Annotated in this window: 17 protein-coding genes and 1 tRNA gene; 7 read left to right on the top strand and 11 right to left on the bottom strand. The window is 61.2% G+C overall.

The window, feature by feature from the left end; translation table 11 throughout:
- Window positions 1-117 precede the first annotated feature (117 nt).
- The 9 genes from KIH75_RS03510 to KIH75_RS03470 form a co-directional block, all read right to left on the bottom strand.
- The gene (locus KIH75_RS03510; RefSeq protein ID WP_219055423.1) at window positions 118-411 is read right to left on the bottom strand and encodes a F0F1 ATP synthase subunit epsilon; all 294 of its coding nucleotides are present in this window, start codon (window positions 409-411) and stop codon (window positions 118-120) included.
- Window positions 411-1886 carry a F0F1 ATP synthase subunit beta gene (gene atpD, locus KIH75_RS03505; protein ID WP_219055422.1) on the bottom strand — a complete coding sequence of 492 codons (1476 nt, stop codon included), beginning with the start codon at window positions 1884-1886 and terminating at the stop codon, window positions 411-413. Before atpD ends, KIH75_RS03510 begins: the two co-directional genes overlap by 1 nt.
- 8 nt (window positions 1887-1894) lie before the next feature.
- A complete protein-coding gene (locus KIH75_RS03500) occupies window positions 1895-2806 on the bottom strand; it encodes a F0F1 ATP synthase subunit gamma (protein WP_219055421.1) in 912 nt (303 codons plus the stop codon).
- 3 nt (window positions 2807-2809) lie between these two features.
- On the bottom strand, window positions 2810-4438 hold the full coding sequence (atpA, locus tag KIH75_RS03495) for a F0F1 ATP synthase subunit alpha (RefSeq protein WP_219055420.1): 1629 nt from the start codon (window positions 4436-4438) through the stop codon (window positions 2810-2812).
- A gap of 53 nt (window positions 4439-4491) precedes the next feature.
- Window positions 4492-5319, bottom strand: coding sequence for a F0F1 ATP synthase subunit delta (locus KIH75_RS03490; RefSeq protein ID WP_219055419.1), 828 nt, complete (start codon window positions 5317-5319; stop codon window positions 4492-4494).
- A 30-nt stretch (window positions 5320-5349) separates the two neighbouring features.
- Window positions 5350-5874, bottom strand: a complete 525-nt coding sequence (locus KIH75_RS03485; protein WP_033523434.1) for a F0F1 ATP synthase subunit B — start codon at window positions 5872-5874, stop codon at window positions 5350-5352.
- Between the two features lie 46 nt (window positions 5875-5920).
- Window positions 5921-6151 (bottom strand): ATP synthase F0 subunit C, encoded by a 231-nt coding sequence (atpE, locus tag KIH75_RS03480; RefSeq protein ID WP_219055418.1) that lies wholly within the window; start codon window positions 6149-6151, stop codon window positions 5921-5923.
- A gap of 57 nt (window positions 6152-6208) precedes the next feature.
- On the bottom strand, window positions 6209-7012 hold the full coding sequence (atpB, locus tag KIH75_RS03475) for a F0F1 ATP synthase subunit A (protein ID WP_219055417.1): 804 nt from the start codon (window positions 7010-7012) through the stop codon (window positions 6209-6211).
- 530 nt (window positions 7013-7542) lie between these two features.
- A complete protein-coding gene (locus KIH75_RS03470; protein ID WP_219055416.1) occupies window positions 7543-8580 on the bottom strand; it encodes a homoserine O-succinyltransferase in 1038 nt (345 codons plus the stop codon).
- 117 nt (window positions 8581-8697) lie between these two features.
- Between KIH75_RS03470 and KIH75_RS03465 the strand changes: the two genes are divergently transcribed.
- A tRNA-Met gene (locus KIH75_RS03465) sits at window positions 8698-8774 on the top strand.
- Window positions 8775-8888: 114 nt separating this feature from the next.
- Here the strand turns inward: KIH75_RS03465 and KIH75_RS03460 are convergent.
- Complete coding sequence (locus KIH75_RS03460) at window positions 8889-10820, bottom strand: cell surface protein (RefSeq protein ID WP_219055415.1); 1932 nt, start codon at window positions 10818-10820, stop codon at window positions 8889-8891.
- A gap of 274 nt (window positions 10821-11094) precedes the next feature.
- Between KIH75_RS03460 and KIH75_RS03455 the strand changes: the two genes are divergently transcribed.
- The 3 genes from KIH75_RS03455 to KIH75_RS03445 all read left to right on the top strand — a co-directional run bounded on the left by KIH75_RS03455 (window position 11095) and on the right by KIH75_RS03445 (window position 14874).
- Entirely contained in the window at window positions 11095-13329 is a 2235-nt protein-coding gene (locus KIH75_RS03455) for an alpha-1,4-glucan--maltose-1-phosphate maltosyltransferase (protein WP_219055414.1), read from the top strand.
- A 216-nt stretch (window positions 13330-13545) separates the two neighbouring features.
- Entirely contained in the window at window positions 13546-14040 is a 495-nt protein-coding gene (locus KIH75_RS03450; RefSeq protein WP_003825472.1) for an inorganic diphosphatase, read from the top strand.
- Window positions 14041-14307: 267 nt separating this feature from the next.
- The gene (locus KIH75_RS03445; RefSeq protein ID WP_219055413.1) at window positions 14308-14874 is read left to right on the top strand and encodes a manganese efflux pump MntP; all 567 of its coding nucleotides are present in this window, start codon (window positions 14308-14310) and stop codon (window positions 14872-14874) included.
- Window positions 14875-15020: 146 nt separating this feature from the next.
- On the opposite strand, the gene KIH75_RS03440 is transcribed toward KIH75_RS03445, so the two are convergent.
- Entirely contained in the window at window positions 15021-15767 is a 747-nt protein-coding gene (locus tag KIH75_RS03440) for a hypothetical protein (RefSeq protein WP_219055412.1), read from the bottom strand.
- 174 nt (window positions 15768-15941) lie between these two features.
- On the opposite strand from KIH75_RS03440, the gene KIH75_RS03435 reads away from it, so the two are divergent.
- The 3 genes from KIH75_RS03435 to KIH75_RS03425 all read left to right on the top strand — a co-directional run bounded on the left by KIH75_RS03435 (window position 15942) and on the right by KIH75_RS03425 (window position 18980).
- Window positions 15942-16691: a winged helix-turn-helix transcriptional regulator gene (locus tag KIH75_RS03435; protein WP_219055411.1), complete on the top strand. Its 750-nt coding sequence runs from the start codon at window positions 15942-15944 to the stop codon at window positions 16689-16691.
- A 35-nt stretch (window positions 16692-16726) separates the two neighbouring features.
- Window positions 16727-17350, top strand: coding sequence for an endonuclease III (nth, locus tag KIH75_RS03430; RefSeq protein WP_219055410.1), 624 nt, complete (start codon window positions 16727-16729; stop codon window positions 17348-17350).
- 82 nt (window positions 17351-17432) lie between these two features.
- A complete protein-coding gene (locus KIH75_RS03425; RefSeq protein WP_219055409.1) occupies window positions 17433-18980 on the top strand; it encodes an ABC transporter substrate-binding protein in 1548 nt (515 codons plus the stop codon).
- Window positions 18981-18986 lie beyond the last annotated feature (6 nt).

Here is an 18986-nt window from a genome sequence, read left to right as displayed (position 1 = left end):
CCCACCCTAGCGCATGGGCCCAATCTTCGCCCGGCCCACAAATCAGCCGCCAAACATAGCAGAAGGGCGGCATCCCTTTCGGAATGCCGCCCCAAGGAGACGATATCGTCAGTGCGGTTACTCGGCGTCTTCTTCCGCTTGCTTAAGCGTGCCGGCGTCCTCGACCGCAACGGTGAGCTTGTTCGAGTCGAAGGAGATGAATCCGTCCGCAACCTCGATCACGTGACGGGAACCATTCTTCTCAACCACGGCAAGCTTACCCTGCTTAATCAGCGTGAGCACAGGCTCGTGATTAGGCAGAATACCCATCTGACCGCCGGAGGCGGGAATGGTGACCTGCAACGCCTCGCCGCTCCACACGGGGTGTGCGGCGGAGACGATGTTCACCTGCATCGTGGCTTTTTCGCTCATCAGGCACCAAATTCCTTCTGCATGTCATGCCACTTGCGCTCGAGATCCTCGATGCCGCCGATGCCGGAGAAGGCCTGCTCGGGCACGTTGTCGTACACGCCGTCGCAGATGCGGGTGAAGGCTTCGATGGTCTCGTCGGCCGGCACGTAGGAGCCCGGACGACCGGTGAACTTCTCGGCCACGTAGAAGTTCTGGCCGAGGAACTGCTCGATACGACGAGCGCGGTTCACGGTGGTCTTGTCCTCTTCGCTCAGTTCGTCGATACCGATCAGGGCGATGATGTCCTGCAGCTCCTTGTTACGCTGCAGAATCGCCTTGACGCGGTTGGCGCACTCGTAGTGGGCCTGGCCCACGTAACGCGGATCGAGGATTCGCGAGGTGGAGCTCAGCGGGTCCACTGCCGGGTAGATGCCCTTCGATGCGATCTCACGGGAAAGCTCGGTGGTCGCGTCGAGGTGGGCGAAGGTCGTGGCAGGAGCCGGGTCGGTGTAATCATCGGCCGGCACGTAGATGGCCTGCAGCGAGGTGATGGAGTGGCCTCGGGTGGAGGTGATGCGCTCCTGCAGGGCGCCCATCTCATCGGCAAGGTTCGGCTGGTAGCCCACGGCGGAAGGCATACGACCGAGCAGGGTCGACACCTCGGAACCCGCCTGGGTGAAGCGGAAGATGTTGTCGATGAACAGCAGCACGTCCTGGTTCTGCACGTCACGGAAGTACTCGGCCATGGTCAGTGCGGTCAGCGGAACGCGCAGACGGGTACCCGGCTGCTCATCCATCTGTCCGAAGACCAGGGCGGTCTTCTCAAGCACGCCGGCCTCGTCCATTTCGCCGATCAGATCGTTACCCTCACGGGTACGCTCGCCGACGCCTGCGAACACGGACACACCGCCGTGGTTCTGGGCCACGCGCTGAATCATTTCCTGGATCAGCACGGTCTTGCCGACGCCTGCACCACCGAACAGACCGATCTTGCCGCCCTGCACGTACGGGGTCAGCAGATCGATGACCTTCACGCCGGTTTCGAACATCTGGGTCTTGGATTCCAGCTGGTCGAATGCGGGCGGGTTGCGGTGGATGGGCCAACGCTCGGTGACGGTGATGGTCTCATCCGGCTTCTTGTTCAGGATGTTGCCGGACACGTCGAAGACGTGGCCCTTGGTCACATCGCCGACCGGCACGGAGATCGGGCCGCCGGTGTCGCGCACGGAAGCGCCGCGGACGAGACCGTCGGTCGGCTTCAGGGCGACGGCGCGCACGGTGGAATCGCCGAGGTGCTGTTCGACTTCCAGCGGAATCGTATGGCTTCCGCTTTCGCCTTCCTCGTTGGCGCCCATGTCGGACAGCTCAACGGTCAGTGCGTTGTAGATGTCGGGCAGATGGCCAACCGGGAATTCAACATCGATAACCGAACCCTGGATACGCGTAACGCGTCCGGCGATCGGCTCAGTAGCTTCTGCAGTCTGGTTCTCAGCCATATGCGTTCCTACTCTTCCTTCTTATTCAGCGCGTCGGCGCTGCCGATGATTTCGGTAAGTTCCTGGGTAATCGAGGCCTGACGCGAAGCGTTGAGCTTACGGGTCAGATCGTCGATCAGGCTGCGGGCGTTCTCGGTCGCCGTGTGCATGGCATTCTGTCGGCTTGCCGTTTCGGATGCGGCTGCGGTGAGCAGGCATTCGTGGATGCGCGACTGAATGTACTTCGGCAGGATGGCGTCCAGCACCTCGTCCACGCTCGGCTCGAACGCGTACAGCGGGCTCGCTTCGGCGTTCTGGTCGGTGTTGATCTTGGTCGGCTGATCCGCGATCACTTCGACGGGCAGCATGCGCAGCACGCGCACCTTCTGCACCACCATGTTGATGAACTCGGTGAAGACGATGTAGAGTTCGGAAACCCCGCCGTCCTCGTCCGGCTTCATGTACGCGTCGACCAGTGCCTTCGAGATCGCTTCGGCGACTTCAACGCCGGGCTTGTCGGTATTGCCTTCCCAAGTACCTGCGATATCGCGGTTGCGATACTTGTAGTACGACACTCCACGACGACCATACACGTACAGTTCCGTCTGCTTGCCCTGCTCGTCGAGGCGGGCCAGCAGCGATTCCGTTTCGCGGATGATCGAGGAGGTGTAGGGACCTGCCATACCACGATCCGAGGTGAGGGCGAGAACGGCCACTCGGGTGCCGTTCTCGCTTTTCTTCACGATCGGATGATCGATATGGGTGTGCTGTACCAGAGCTTGCACGGCGTCGGAAATCGCATCGCTATACGGCTTCGCGTTCAAGGCGACGTCGCGCGCCTTGGCGATGTGCGAAGACGCGATCATCTCCTGCGCGTTGAAGATCTTCTCCAACGAGCTGGTGGAGGCGATCCTAGATTTCAATGCGAGTTGCGAGCCCATGGATCACTTCTCTCCCGCGACGATCTTTTCCTGCTCGATCGGGGCGGCGTGCTCCGTGTCGGGCTTCTTCTCGACCAGCGGCTTGCCTTCGCTGGTGACGAAGGTGGCGCGGAACTCATCCACTGCCTTGTCGAGGGCTGCCTCGGTGTCGGCGGTGAAGTCACCGGTTTCGCGGATGGTCTTGAGGATATCGGTGTTGTGCTCCAGGTAGTCGAGCATGCCCTTCTCGAACGGCAGCACGTCCTCCAACGGCAGGTCGTCGATCTTGCCGTGGGTACCGGCCCACACGGAGGCGACTTCCTGTTCCATCGAATACGGCGAGAACTGCGGCTGCTTCAGCAGCTCGGTCAGGTGCGCACCACGGTTCAGCTGGGCCTTGGATGCCGCATCCAGATCGGAGGCGAACATGGCGAAGGATTCCAGCGAACGGTACTGGGCCAGGGAGATCTTCAGCGTACCGGAGACCTTCTTCAGTGCCTTGGTCTGTGCGGCGCCACCGACTCGGGAGACGGAGATACCGACGTCCACTGCAGGACGCTGGTTGGCGTTGAACAGATCGGACTGCAGGAAGATCTGACCGTCGGTGATGGAGATCACGTTGGTCGGAATGTATGCGGACACGTCGTTCGCCTTGGTCTCGACGATCGGCAGGCCGGTCATCGAGCCACCGCCGAGGTCATCGGAAACCTTGGCGCAGCGCTCCAGCAGACGGGAGTGCAGGTAGAAGACGTCGCCCGGGTACGCTTCACGCCCCGGCGGGCGACGGAGCAGCAGGGAGATCGAACGGTAGGCTTCGGCCTGCTTCGACAGGTCGTCGAAGACGATCAGGACGTGCTTGCCGTTGTACATCCAGTGCTGTCCGATGGCGGAACCGGTGTAGGGGGCGATGTACTTGAAGCCGGCGGAGTCGGATGCCGGGGAGGCCACGATGGTGGTGTACTCCATGGCGCCGGATTCCTCAAGGCTCTGACGCACGGAGGCGATGGTGGAGCCCTTCTGGCCGATGGCCACGTAGATGCAGCGGACCTGCTTCTTCGGGTCGCCGGACTCCCAATTGGCCTTCTGGTTGATGATCGTATCGATTGCGATGGCGGTCTTGCCGGTCTGGCGATCGCCGATGATCAGCTGACGCTGACCGCGGCCGATCGGCGTCATGGCGTCGATGGCCTTCAGGCCGGTGGACATAGGCTCGTCGACCGGATGACGGTGCATGACGTCCGGTGCCTGGGCTTCCAGGATACGGCGGCCTTCGGTCTTGATCTCACCCATGCCATCGATAGGACGACCCAGCGGATCCACGACGCGGCCAAGGTAGCCATCGCCGACGGGCACGGAGAGCACTTCGCCGGTACGGCGCACTTCCTGGCCTTCCTCAATACCAGCGAAATCACCGAGGATAACCACACCGATTTCGCGAGCATCAAGGTTGAACGCCAGGCCCTGCGTGCCGTCCTCAAAGGTCAGCAGCTCGTTGGCCATGCAACCAGGCAGACCTGTCACGTGCGCAATGCCGTCGCCGGCCGTCGCGACATAGCCCACTTCCTGAGTGGGGGTGTCGGTCGGCCTGTACGCCTGGACGAAATCGTCCAGCGCCTTGCGCACCGAGGCAGGATCAATGGTAAGTTCTGCCATGATCTCTCCTTTGTTGTTGTATAAAAATCTGTTTGTTCAGCGTTGAGGGCCGTTCAGGATACGGTCTTCACGCTGCGCTGCAAGTTCTCCAGCTGCGCCACCACGGTGTTGTCCGTGACTTCGTCGCCCACCTGCACACGCATGCCTCCGAGCACGGACGGGTCGACCACGGAGTTGATGTGGACCGGGCGTCCGACTTTCTTGGAGTACACTGCGATCAGCTTGTCGATCTGGGCCTGGCTCAGCGGCGTCGCCGTGGTCACGGTGACCATGGACTCTCCCATGTGGCGGGAAAGCTTGTTGATCAGCCACTGAATGGTTTCCAGATAACGGCGCTTGCGCAGGTTTTCGGTGGCATGCTCGGCCAGACGCATCGTGACCTTGTTGAGTCCCTTGTCGTCAAACAGTTCGTGGAAGAACTTGACTCGGGCCTCGCTCGTCGCGGATTCGTCGTAGAGCTTGGCACGCACCACCGGCATGTTCAGCAGCGCGGAATGCAGTTCCGCCAGTTCGATGGCTACCTGCAGCGTGCTGTCGGTGGCGTCCGCGTAGTACATCATCGCGTCCACGCCGAAGTCCTCGACTGCGTTCGCGATATCCGTCGCGCGGCTCCAGCGACGCTTGACGACTTCGGTCATGATCTCCATCGTCATCGGATGCACCTGATCGCCCAGCAGGGTCTTCAGGAACGCAACCTTGTCCTCAAGGGGTCGTGACACGTCGGTAAGCGCACGTTCGATGCGGATGTTGCCATCGAGCAGCGAGGTGATGACGAACAGCTCATTGCCGATGCGCCATGCATCCTCGCGGGTATCACGCAGCTTGGATGCCAGCAAATCACGCGATTCGCGATCCGAAATACGAGACGCTTCTCCTCGCATGATGTCACCTGCCTTTCTCTCTGCCTGATATCACTGCTTGTCCGAGTCCATGCCGTCGATCAGCTGATCGATCATGGAAGACTGCACCTTCTCGTCCTGGAGCTCGCTGCCCAGGATCTTGCCTGCCAGAGCCGTAGCCAGAGCGCCGACCTCGCCCTTGAGCGAAACCAGGGCCTGCTGCTGCTGCGATGCGATGGCACGCTGCGCGCTGGCGGTGATCTGGTTGGCGTCGGCCTCCGCGCGGGAACGGGCGTCGGCAACGATATGGGAAGCCTCGGCGCGTGCGTCGTCGCGGATCTTGGAAGCCTCGACGCGTGCGTTGCTCAGCTGAGCCTCGTACTTGGCCTTGGCCTCGTCGGCATCCTTCTGGGCCTGCTCGGCCTTGGCGATGCCTCCCTCGATCTTTGCCGCACGCTCATCGAACACGGCCTGGAACTTAGGCAGGAAGAACTTGTAGAAGAACAGGGCGACGATGACCAGAATGATGGCCGACCAGACGATGTCGTACACCTTCGGGACGAACAGCATGATTCCGCTTTCAGCCAATGTCTCCATATCCGCCTCCTTTCACTTCGTTCGTTGTATTACCGGTTCCTTCGAATCAGCGGAAGATGAAGCCAGCGACGATACCCAGCAGGGCAAGGAACTCGATCAGACCGAAGCCGATCCACATCAGGGTCTGGATCTTGCCGCCGAGCTCAGGCTGGCGAGCGGTGGACTCAATGGCCTTACCGAACACGATGCCGACGCCGATGCCGGGGCCGATGGCGGCGAGGCCGTAGCCGATGGCGCTCAGATTACCGGAAACCTCAGCGAGCGTGATGATATCCATGGTTGATTCCTTTCTAACTGAATTCGTGGTAACGAATTACAAATCTAATTGGCGTACTCAGTCCTCGGGGTAGCTGAGGTTGATGTACACGGTGGAAAGCGTGGCGAAGATGAACGCTTGCAGATACGCCACGAAGCCTTCGAACAGGGTCATGATGAAGCCGAACACGAAGGTTGCCGCGCCGAATGCGGCCATCCAGTTGTGGGCTTCGATCAGGAAGAACTGCGTTGCGGAGAAGCACAGTGCCACGATGATGTGGCCTGCGAGCATGTTGGCGAAGAGTCGGACCGTCAGGGAAACCGGGCGGATGACGACCACGTCAAGCAGCTGGATGGGGATGGCGATGATGAGCACCGGTGCCGGAACGCCCTGAGGGATGCATTCCTTCTTCAGGTAAGTGAAGAAGCCCTGCTCACGGCAGGCGGTGCGCCAATACTGCACGAAAGTCCACAGCGCGAATGCCAGCGGCATCATGATCGTCGCGGTGGCGGCGATGTTCATGCCGGGGATGATGCCACAGATGTTGAACAGCAGGATCGTGAAGAACAGCGTGGTGATCATGGGGACGTAACGCTTTCCTCGCGTCTCGCCCATCACCTCGTACACGATCTTCTCGCGCACGTATTCGATGCCCCACTCGATGAAGCCCTGCCAGCGGCTGGGGATGAGTTTCGCCTTGGCGGCGCTCACTCCGAGCACGACCAACATGATGACCACCATGACCAGGCGCACCAGGATGATGCGGTTGATGGCGAATGGGGTACCGGCGAAAAGGATCTCCGGGGGAAGGAATTCATCAACGGTGGGGATCTCCGGCCCGTTCGCGGCAAGTGTGAGCCCGGACATTAGCGTCTCGTGCATTCTTCGCGCCTCCTACTTCTTCATGCCTGTTGCCAGTTTATCCCCAAACAACTTGTCAATGTGACCGGTCGGTAACATCTCCAGTCATCTCGGTTCGGCTCGCGGGCTCATGTCGGCAGGGCGCAAATCGAGGGGATTCAAACTGCCTCATCGGCATCCAATCTCGAATGGCTAGGTGATGATTATTCGCCATCTCGTAGACGAACGCAACGGGGACGACGGCAAATCGTGATTTTGCACGGATTCGCTCGGCGTTTCGCATATGGCCGAATCACGCGATGTTGACAAAAACGCAATTTATGTTAGTGCTCACATCCCCGACATGACAACGTTTTCCGTCTTTTTCCCGGCGCCGCGGAATAATCCAAAAATGTCCACAGAGAGAACTTTCACGTTCACATTATGGACGCTTTTATGGTCATATGGCGGATTCTTGAAGGTCAATATACGAATCGGCGACGTCCGAAATCGCGTTTCGGGCGCCGCCGGTTCATATCGTCAGGCAACACCGGCCTGTCATACGATGCACATCACCGCTCGTGGACCACACCGTAACCGTCCTGTTCGAACGGATGGAAATCGTCGGCGCGGGGGCCGGCCGGCTCATGCCGGATCGCGCGATCGGTACCGAGCTTCTTATGGGCCCTGAGCTCCGGCACTTCGGTCAGATCGTACGGCGTGGTCTGATACACCCAGTTCAGCCAGTTGCGCCACAGCAGGTTCGCGTGCGCTCGCCAGGCGAACAGCGGCTCCAGTTTCGGATCGTCATGCGGGAAATAGTTCTTCGGGAACGGCACGTTCGTCATGCCCTTGGCCATATCGCGCTCATACTCCTCGGCGAGCGTCATCTTGCCATACTCCCAATGGCCCAGCGCGAACACTTCGGAGAAATCGCGCGTGGCGATCAGGCCAGGGCCGGATTCCGGGCCCCAAGTCAGAATCTGCAAATCGGGATTGGCGCGCACATCACGCTCGTCGACCCCGGCGAGACGGGAATGCGGCTGCAGCGCGATCTCGTCGAAACCGTTGGTCAGGAAGCAGTATTCGTCCTGCAGGTACTGCGGGAAAACGCCGAAGATCTTCTCAGGCAGATCCACCTTATGCACGCCGTAACGTTCGTACAGCGCACCCATCGCGCCCCAGCACAGGTACATGGTGGAGAACACGTGCGTGGAGGCCCAGTCGAGGATCCGCTGGAATTCCTCCCAGTAGTCGACCTGCTCGAAGGGCATGTGCTCCACCGGGGCGCCCGTCACCACGAAACCGTCGTAATAGTTGTCCTTCAACGCGTCCAGGGTCTCGTAGAATTTCACGAGATGGTCGGCGGACACGTGCGTCGCCTCATGCGTGGAGGTCTTCATGAAGTCGATCTCGACCTGCAGCGGACTTTTCGAGATGAGCCTGAGCAGCTGCGTTTCAGTTTCGATCTTCTTCGGCATCAGATTCAGGATCACCAGCCTCAGCGGGCGAACACGCTGCCGCTCCGCCTCGGGCTTCTCCAACGCGAAGATACGCTCCGAATCGAGGATGGCTCTGGCCGGAAGGCCACTGGGAATCTTGATAGGCATGTTTTACATTATGCAGCGCACCATGCCAAGCGGCCCGGAATCATTCACGACACGCGCGGAGTTGACATGCGCATCCATCCGCTTATGATTGATAGAGCTGTCTAAAAGACAAGCCATCGCGGGGTGGAGCAGCTCGGTAGCTCGCTGGGCTCATAACCCAGAGGTCCATGGTTCAAATCCATGCCCCGCTACCAATGGAAGGCCGGGAATCGCAAGGTTCCCGGCCTTTGTCATATCCTCACGTCGCCGTGGGGCGATTCGCCGTAACCGTTCGCTACATATCCATTGCGATATCCATTGCGATCACATCACAGCGATTCGCGCCGGTGGGCCATGACCAGGATGAGCAGACCCGCAGCGAACGCCATCACCGCCATGACGATGGCGAAAGCGACATCGCTGCCCGTCGAAGCCAGCGGCGACTCCGGCTCCTCAGACTCCTCGACCACCTCATCAACAGGCTCCTCAGGCTCTTCCGGCTCATCCTCCTCCGGTTCCTCGACCACCCTCGCCTGCTCCCACTGATCGTCGTAGGCGCTGGCTGCGGGCATGACACGATCATCGCCGGGGAACGTCCACACGAACGCATACCAGCCATGCTCCTCGGCAACGATATTCACCGGATTGCCATGCGCGTCCAACGCTCCGGCACCAACCCGGATGCGCCCGTTCCTGGCCGGCACATCCCACGTGCCGACCAGCTTGTGATGCTCATCCTCCCGCGGCACCTCCGCGCCGGACGGACGGTACTCGTCATCGCTGCCCGGGTCATCCCTATCGCCGGACCACCACACGCTCACCTGCGCATACTCCTCGTCGGCACCGATGCCGAACTCCTCATTCCCCTTGAATTCCCCATGATCTTCGGGGAATCCGTTCACGGTGATGGTGTCGCTGAGCTGCGCGCCCAATGACGGGCTGTGCTCGGTGATCGTCGACTCCACTTCCACCTTGGAACGGTTCACATTGGTTTCCTGCGCCTCAAGGAACATGCTGACGACATCCTTCGTAACGTATTCACGGGCCTTTTCCGACTGTTCGGAAGCGTCGAACGCCCACACCCACGTGCCGATGCCGCCACTAGTCGGCGTACGGTACTGCGCATCGCCGCCCGGCTGCGTCACGGCGGTGACGGTCACGCTCTGCCCCGGACCGGTGAACGCGGCGGAACCGTACGCCGCAGGCTTATGCCCACGCTTCGCGATGCGTTCAAGGAACGTCTCGACGTTTTCGCCATCCCCCGGCCGCAGCGGATCGCCCAGCTCGTCGGCGCGAATCGAATCGAAGTAGTATCCCTTGGCCTGCAATTCCAAGCCGTCCGGCCAATGACTGTCGGCACCGGTCACGGAGGACGTGACCTCATCGCTCACCGTCTCACCGGCATCCACGATCTTCTTGGAGGCGACCGTGGTCACGCCGGGCGTGAAATCCTTACGCACCTTGAACACGATGCCGTCGCCCGACACCTGGCTTTGACTGCCATAGCACGCGTAATCCTGGCTGCTCACCAACTGCATTACGCTCGGCACCTCATACTGCGTATCCACCGTCACTTCGCCGGCACCGGTGGCATGCCACGTGTGACGGATGGCCGAATCACCCGAAACGCCGCTCACCGACTGCCCGCCGCCATCGAACCGCGCCGGGCCGCTCAACTTGACCACATAAGGAACGCCCGCGAGCGCCCTGCCGTCGCTTTTCACCAGAACATCCACCCAGCCGGAACGCTTGCCTTCCACCATCTGGCTGGAAACATGCAATCCCATCGGCAAATTCACGCCGGCTTCGCTCCACAGGCGATCGGCAATCGCACCCAGATCCGGGTATTGTGCGGAAATGACCGCCCAATGGCGTGCCCACGCCTGCACATCGAGTTCCATATACCTATGTACCAGCACGCCGATGGCGGCGTGCGTCTTCGCATCACGACTGTTCTGGTAGCGGTTCGCCAGCCAGGCGATGCGACGCACATTCCCGTTGTCCGCCACCGGGCGGCCTGTCGAATAGTCGCTGCTGGAAGTCGCGCCCGCCTTCATGCAGTATGCGAGCCTGCCGTCGGGCAGCTGCCTGATCGCACCGATATGCACATCCATGCCGTCGATACGATACGGCAGATTCGTGCCGGGCGGCGGGTAGTTCAACGTCGCCGCGAACGCGTTCGCCGACGGGCCCATCATCATCACGAACGCGATGACGGCTGCCGCCAGCATGGAAAGGTAGCGCCATGGTCTTATGGCCATATTCTTCCTCCTATATACATGGTGTCGCCCGGCCGCATTGCCGGGGCTACCACCGAGACTGCCAGATTTCGCCCGCCGACCCCACGGTTTTCAACCCCTGTGGTCGGAACCCCCTTCGCCGGGCGTGTTGTGGATAACTCCCAGCCCCGGTTATGCACATTCCGCCGTTCGCGGCATGCAATATATGAAGTTGTCCACAACGACGGGGGTACTGTCCACAAACTCGTCCACATCCTTCGACGACCCCGCACATACAATAGGAGGGAAATCATTTATGAGTAGCAAGGAGAAGGCTGCCATGTCGACGAAGACCACTGAGAATACAGCGGGGAAGAGCGCGGAGTCATCCGCGAAAACGACGACCGGTGCGGCGAAGCGCACCACGACGAGGAAGACCAGGCGTACCGCCAAGACGACGCCCGTGATCCAGGGCGAAGCCCCGGCTCCCGTCATCCCCGTCACCGAACCCGGCCAGTTCGGCCGTGTCAACGTGATGGACATCACCCCGAACGAGGAGCGCGGCGTCTTCCCGGCGCGCGTGGAGCTCGGCGAAGCGTTCGATGTCACCGCGCAGGTGTTCATCGAAGGACGCACCAAGGTCGGCGCCACCGCCGTGGTGCGCAATCCGCGCGGCAAGGAAATGCTGCGACTGCCGATGACGTGCGTGAACCCGGGTCTGGACCGTTGGACCGTGACGTTGAAGTGCGGCGAGCGCAGCGACGTCAAGCCGTGGGAGGACGGTTTCGCCAAAGTAAAGCGTCAGCTCGGCGAGTGGACCGTCACCGTGGAAGGCTGGGAAGACACCTATCTTTCCTGGCTGCACGACGCCACCATCAAGGTGGAGGTGAACGACGATGTGGAGAACGCGCTGATCTCCGGCTCCCAGCTGCTCGCACGCTGGGCGCTCGCCGATGATTCCAAGCTCAACGCCCGCCAGCGCAAGACGCTGGAGACCGCCGCGGCCACCATGGCCGACACCTCCCTCTCCCCCGAGGAGCGTCTCGCCGCCGCCACCGACAACGCGATCACCGAACTGCATGCGTCGAACCCGCTGCGCGACGGCCTGTCGCCGAGCGCCCCGCAGCGTTTCAAAGTGGAACGTCCGAAGTCCAGCTTCGCCGCGTGGTACCAGTTCTTCCCGCGTTCCGAAGGCGCGACCTTCGACACGGAAACCGGCAAGATCAAGCAGGGCACGCTGGTCACCGCGCTGTCCGGTCTGGAACGTGCGAAGGCGGAAGGCTTCGATATCGTCTATCTGCCGCCGATCTTCCCGATCGGTGTGACCAACCGCAAGGGCCGCAACAATGCGCTGGTGGCTGGTCCCGACGATCCGGGCTCCCCGTTCGGCATCGGTTCGGAGCTGGGCGGCCATGACACCGTGGATCCGCTGCTGGGAACCATGGATGATTTCAAGGCGTTCTGCGCCCGTGCGCATGAGCTCGGCCTGGAGGTCGCGCTTGATTTCGCGCTGCAGTGCTCCCCCGATCACCCGTGGGTCAAGCAGCATCCGAACTGGTTCCGCACCAAGCCCGACGGCACCATCGCATTCGCCGAGAACCCGCCGAAGAAGTATCAGGACATCTATCCGATCGACTTCAACGCCGACATGGCCGGCATCGAGAAGGAAGTCGAACGCATTATGAACCTGTGGATCGCTGCCGGCGTGACCATCTTCCGCGTCGACAACCCGCACACCAAGCCGGTGCGTTTCTGGCAGGACGTCATCGCCGCGGTCACGAAGAAGCACCCCGAAGTGCTGTTCCTGGCCGAAGCGTTCACCCGTCCCGGCATGATGCGTGCGTTGAGCTACGTGGGCTTCACCCAGTCGCACTGCTACTTCCCGTGGCGTAACACCAAGGAGGAGCTCGAAAAGTACCTGCTGGAAACCAACGGCGACGACGGCTACTACCAGCACAACACCTTCTGGCCGACCACGCCCGACATCCTCACCGACTATGTGCGCGACAACGGCGTGGCAGGCCATGCCGTCCGCGCGGTACTGGCCGCCATGGGCAGCCCGAGCTGGGGCATCTACAACGGCTTCGAACTCGTGGAGAACAAGCAGCGCCCCGGTTTCGAGGAGCAGATCGACAACGAGAAGTACGAGGTCAAGGTGCGTGACTGGGAGGATGCCGACAAGTACGGCATCGCCGAGCTGCTGACCAGCCTGAACAGGATCCGCCGCGAGTACGCCGACGTGTTCAGCTACCACAATGTGAGCATCCTGCCGTCGTCCGACCCGAACATCCTCGCGTTCGCCCGCCACACCCCCGCCGAACTGACGAGCACCGGCAAGGCCGAAACGCTGGTCGTGGTGGTGAACCTTGACGGTCATAACGCGCATCAGTCGGAAGTGCATCTGGAACTGCCCGATTTCGACATCGACCCGCAGTGGGGCGCGCATATGCGCGAGGAGCTCACGGGCCGCGATTTCGCGTGGAGCTGGGACAACTTCGTCTCGCTCGCCCCGTGGGCCGACGTCGCGCACGTGTTCCACGTCGTCCGCTGATGTCGCTGATGTGCTGACGAAAGGCGCATGACGTTGCGCTCCGAGGCTCGGTCTTCCAAGCGCAACCGCCACCATAAAGCGGGTGGCCGAATCGTTGATCCCGATTCGGCCACCCGCTTCGTTTACCGTTACCCATGACGTGCCTGCCGTACTTCGGTGGAAAGAGGTATTGTGGGTAACGGAAATACAACCTGCCCCATCTCAAGGAGAAACGAAATGGCAGAAACCTTCAACGTCGTGGTGGAGATTCCGCGCGGCTCCAAGAACAAGTACGAAGTCGACCACGAGACGGGCCGCGTGTTCCTGGACCGCACCCTGTTCACCTCCATGGGTTACCCGGATGACTACGGCTACATCGACGGCACCCTGGGCGAGGACGGCGATCCGCTGGACGCGCTGGTCATGATCCCGAACTCCGTGTTCCCGGGTTGCGTGGTCGAGTGCCGCGCCGTCGGTCTGTACCACATGGTGGACGAGGCCGGTGGAGACGACAAGGTCCTGTGCGTGCCCGCCGACGTGCGTTTCGACGACATCAAGGACGTCGAGGACGTGTCCGAGTACCACAAGGCTGAAATCAAGCACTTCTTCGAGCAGTACAAGGCCCTGGAACCGGGCAAGGAAGTGCTGCCCGGCGATTACTGGACCGGCGCCGCCAAGGCCGAAGAGGAGATCGTCGCCGCCCGCAAGCGTCTTGCCGAAAGCGAGAAGTGATCGACCGGAATGACCGACGATTCCGCCGCATGATGGCGGGAGAACCGGCAGACCGTATCGCCGCATAATGGGAAACCGCTCTTGTTTCAAGGGCGGTTTCTGCGTATCATGTGCCCTTGTAGTTGACGACATGCGAACAGTATTCGCTGAATTCAAAGCCCGCCTCCGGTGAGGCAGTTCTATGTCGGTACCCCTAGGCGTAGGCGGTTCACCCCGTCGAGGCCCATCCCGTGGGGAGACCGGCGGGATGAACCTTTGTTCAAACCTATGTTGCAGACATTTCTTATCGCAATTTCCGTATCCATGGACGCGTTCGCCGTCTCCATCGGCAAGGGATTGACCGTCAGGAAGCTCCGTGTGGTGGACGCGTTGAAAAGCGCCCTGTGGTTCGGCGGTTTTCAGGCGTTGTTCCCCATACTCGGCTATTTCGCGACCTCCACGTTCAGTCAATACGTGACCGCCGTGGATCATTGGATCATCTTCTTCCTGCTCATGCTGATCGGCGGCAACATGGTGCGTGAGGCGTTCGAGGAGGATGAGGAGAACGCCAAGGAGACACCGGAATTCGACTGGCATCACATGATGCCGATCGCGTTCGTCTGCAGTATCGATGCGTTCGCCGTCGGCGTGAGCTTCGCGTTCATGAACCTCAACATCTGGCTGTCGGCGGCCATCATCGGCGTGACGACCGGCCTGTTCGCGGTTGCCGGACTGTGCATCGGCAGGCTGTTCGGCTCGCATTGGCAGAAGCCGGCGCAGATCATCGGCGGTTTCGTGCTGATGCTCATCGGTCTGAAGGTATTGCTTCAGCATCTCAGCATTATCGGCTTCTGAGCGCTTTCGAATCTCGGGCAAGCCCCGGGCAAACACCGAGAGAAGACAAAACCGGTACGGGCGGGTACCGGCATACGAAAAGGCCTGCGGTTCATTCACTGAACCGCAGGCCTTTCATCTTGCGAATTCGTATCTATCCGCGCGGATCACCAACCGACAATCTGAACCAGCAGCGCGGCGGCGAACACCACCAGACCGAACAGCATCACCGGCAGCATGGCCACGCCGATCCACGGTTCACGCGCGTCCTCGGCGGGGTCGAGCTCCTTCATCCAGAACACCGAAGCGTAGGCGAGTAGCAGCGCCACCACGACCATCGCCACGACCAACGCGACGAATTTCCCGGTGATCGCCTTGCTCCCTGCGAACTGGCCGGTGACCACGACGTACGGGAGGAACACCCAGCCCGCCAGCGAAATCGACGCGGCACCGCCGGTCACGCAATGCGACAATGCACGAATCAGATGCGAGCGCTCCTCGCGCAGCATCTGACGCCCGAACGACACCACGGTCAGCAGGACGAGCAGTCCCGCGACCGCCGCCGCCCAGCACATCATCGGATACGTGTTGCGCAGAAGCTCATCGTTCATGATCTTCTCGTTCGAAGGAACCAGTTTCTCACCGAGCGTGGTGGAAACGAACACCAACGACAGCAAACCGGCCACGACGCCGATGATGCGATCGGCCAGACCAGCGCGGAACGGCCAGCATACGTGGAATGCGACCAGTACCACCAACGCGACGGCCGCAAGGCCGTACACCACCATTCTCGACATCGGACCGCCAATGGCGGACAGCAGCAGCGCCACTACGATGAACACCGCATACGCCGCAGCCTGCACGCCCAACATTCGTGCGCACCCGGCGCCTCTTTTCTCCACGGTTTCGCTCATGTCAACTCCAGATTCTCGTTCAGCACTCCCCTTATCCTACTCAATACCCCCACACGCCTTACATGTTCTAAACAAAAGGGGTGCATTCTGGTATGTAGCGTGCGTCGTGCGTGTCCACGATGTGCGCGTAAAATATCCACAAATCGACAAGCAAACCGAAACAGGGGGTTTGACGTGACTGATCTGACGCTTATGACGTCCGCCAGCAACCCCGCTTCCGTGCTGCCTTCACTCGCGTTGCTCTCCCATCGCATTCGCGTTCTTCCGATGGATGCCGCCAGTCTGGTGAAGATGCCTGAAAGCACGATTCTTTTCCTTGATGCGCGCGACGATCTGGCCACGGCCAAGACGCTGTGCAATCTCATCCATGCTTCCGGCCTTTCCACGCCCATCGTGCTGGTGCTCACCGAAGGCGGATTCACCGTGGTCAACTCGCAATGGGGCATTGCGGACGTGGTGGTGGCCACCGCTTCACCGGCCGAAGTGGAAGGCCGTCTGAGGCTCGTTTCCGAGCGTGGCAATGCGCCGGCGAATACGCTTCCCGCCACCGATGGCGGAAGCTCCGCGGCGGACGGGCAGATTCGTTCCGGCGATCTGATCGTGGATACGAACGGCTACACCGCTTCCTTGCACGGCCATCCGATCGATTTGGCGTACAAGGAGTTCGAATTGTTGAAATATCTTGTGCAGCATCCCGGGCGTGTGTTCACCCGCGCCCAGCTGTTGCAGGAGGTGTGGGGCTACGACTATTACGGCGGCACCCGTACCGTCGACGTGCATATCCGTCGTCTGCGCGCCAAGCTCGGCGGCGAATACGAGCATCTCATCGGCACCGTGCGTAATGTGGGCTACCGTTTCGACCCGCCGGACGAGGAAAGCGAAGAGTCCGCGGCGAAGTCGGCGTCCCTGCCTTCCGGCGAATGACGGGCGCCGAATCGCGCAAGGCGCGTCTGGAACGCATGCACGCGCAGTATGCCATACTGTGCGAAACCTACCCGGAACCCAAGTGCGCGTTGCATTTCGAAACACCGTTGCAGTTGCTCATCGCCACGGTGTTGAGTGCCCAAACGACCGATAAGCGCGTCAACACCGTCACTCCCGAACTGTTCGCCACCTACCCGACCTGCCGCGATCTGGCGGCGGCCAATCCGGAGGATGTGGAACGCATCATCCATCCGCTCGGATTCCACCGTTCGAAAACCAAGCATCTGCTCGGATTGGCCCAGGCGTTGGACGAGCGTTTCGACGGCACCGTGCCGAACACCATGGACGAGCTGATCTCACTGCCCGGCGTGGGGCGGAAAACCGCGAACGTGGTGTTGGGCAACGCATTCCACATTCCGGGATTCCCCGTGGACACCCATGTGATGAGAGTCACCGGGCGGTTGCGCTGGCGCAGCGACTGGCGGAAGGCGAACCCCGATCCCGCACACGTCGAACAGGAAATCACAGCCTGCTTCCCACCCGACCAATGGACCGACCTGAGCCACCGGCTGATCCTGCACGGACGCGCCATCTGCCACGCCCGCAAACCGGATTGCGGCCTCTGCCCACTCGCCGACTCCTGCCCTTCGGCACTGTGACCAGCGCCGTTTCGCGCTGTGAGCGTACCGGCATGGTCTGCCATCACGCCGGTACGTTACCCACACCGATACACTGGGATATATGTCGAACATGCCGCAGAACCATGAGTCCTCAAACCGCGCACACACCAGCAACCAGCTGATCCGCTGGCTCATCTTCCTTGGCATCTCGGCGGTGCTCGCCCTAGTCATATTCGTAGCCATCCCGGCGGTCACGCACCGCAGCCTGCTCGGCAACACCGACGAAACGGGAGGCGCCCTCACCGTAGGCATCACCGACGCGCCCCAAACGCTCGACATCCGCACCACCGACAGCGACTCGCTCAACCGCGTACTCATCGGCAACGTCTACCGCACGCTGCTCGACCGCGACAAAGACAACAAGATCACCGCCGGACTCGCCTCATCCTGGACCACGTCCGACGACGGCCTCACACTCACCTTCACCCTGCGCAACGGCATACGATTCGCCAACGGTCACCCCCTCGACGCATCCAACGTCGTCTGGTCGCTGCAACAGGCGGTCACGAACAAGTGGCCCGGCGCGGACACCGATCTGGCGGCGCTCGCCTCCGTGACCAATCCGAACGCCACCACCGTGGTCATTTCGCTGAAGCACCCGGACGCCACGCTGCCGCGCACGCTCAGCGGCCGTCTCGGCATCGTCTACGACAGCACCGCGAACATCGACTACACCAAACAAACCATGGGCGCCGGCCCCTACACGGTGCACAGCTTCAAGCCCGGCAAACAGGTCGTGCTCACCGCAACCGACGGTTCCACCGCCAAAACAAGCACCGTCACCTTCGACAACTACGCCGATGACCAGGCGCTGATGAAAGCCACGCAGGACGGCGGCATCGACCTCGCGCTGCCGGCCGATCCGGCCTCCACGAAAAGCTTCGACAACAACGAGAGCTTCCGTGTCGACACCGGTACCAGCGAATCCAAAGTCGTCTTGCTGTACAACAACGACGCCGACTCCATCTTCTCCGACGAGCAGGCGCGTATGGCGTTGCGCATGATCCTCGACAAGACCGCGCTGGCAAAGGACCGTTCCGACGTGGCGCAAGTGCTCGGTGGGCCGATCGGACCGCTCGAACCCGGTTACGAGGATCTCACCGGTCTCATCGCCCACAATGCGGACAGGGGCCGTCAGCTCATCAACTACTTCGCCTCAAGCTATGTGGGCACGCTGAAACTCGTGACCGACGAAACCTACGAATCGTTGGCGAACCAGATCGCACAACAGCTGCAGGAACAGGGCATTTCGGTCGAAGTGTCGGCGCTCGGCGCGAACGGCGTGCGGGACAGCATCAGCAAGCGCAACTTCCATCTGCTGCTCACCACCGTCGGCGCCGAAGGCACCGCGAGTTTCGCCGACCCGAACGGCACATCGCACTACACGAACGCGGACGCGCAGGCGCAATACACGCAGGCCGTGCAGGCGACCACCCAGCAGGCATACGAGGACGGGCTGAAGACGTACGCGCGCACGGTCAGCGGCACCGCGGCCAGCGACTGGCTGTACGCACGCAAGACGGCCATCGTCGCCTCCACGCAGCTCGCCGGATACTCGGCGCAGATGGTCGACGAACGCCTACCCCTCGCCAACATCGCCAAGCAATGACCGTTC

This window comes from Bifidobacterium pongonis (assembly GCF_019331805.1).
Taxonomy (GTDB): domain Bacteria; phylum Actinomycetota; class Actinomycetes; order Actinomycetales; family Bifidobacteriaceae; genus Bifidobacterium; species Bifidobacterium pongonis.
This window is presented reverse-complemented; position numbering and strand designations above follow the sequence as displayed.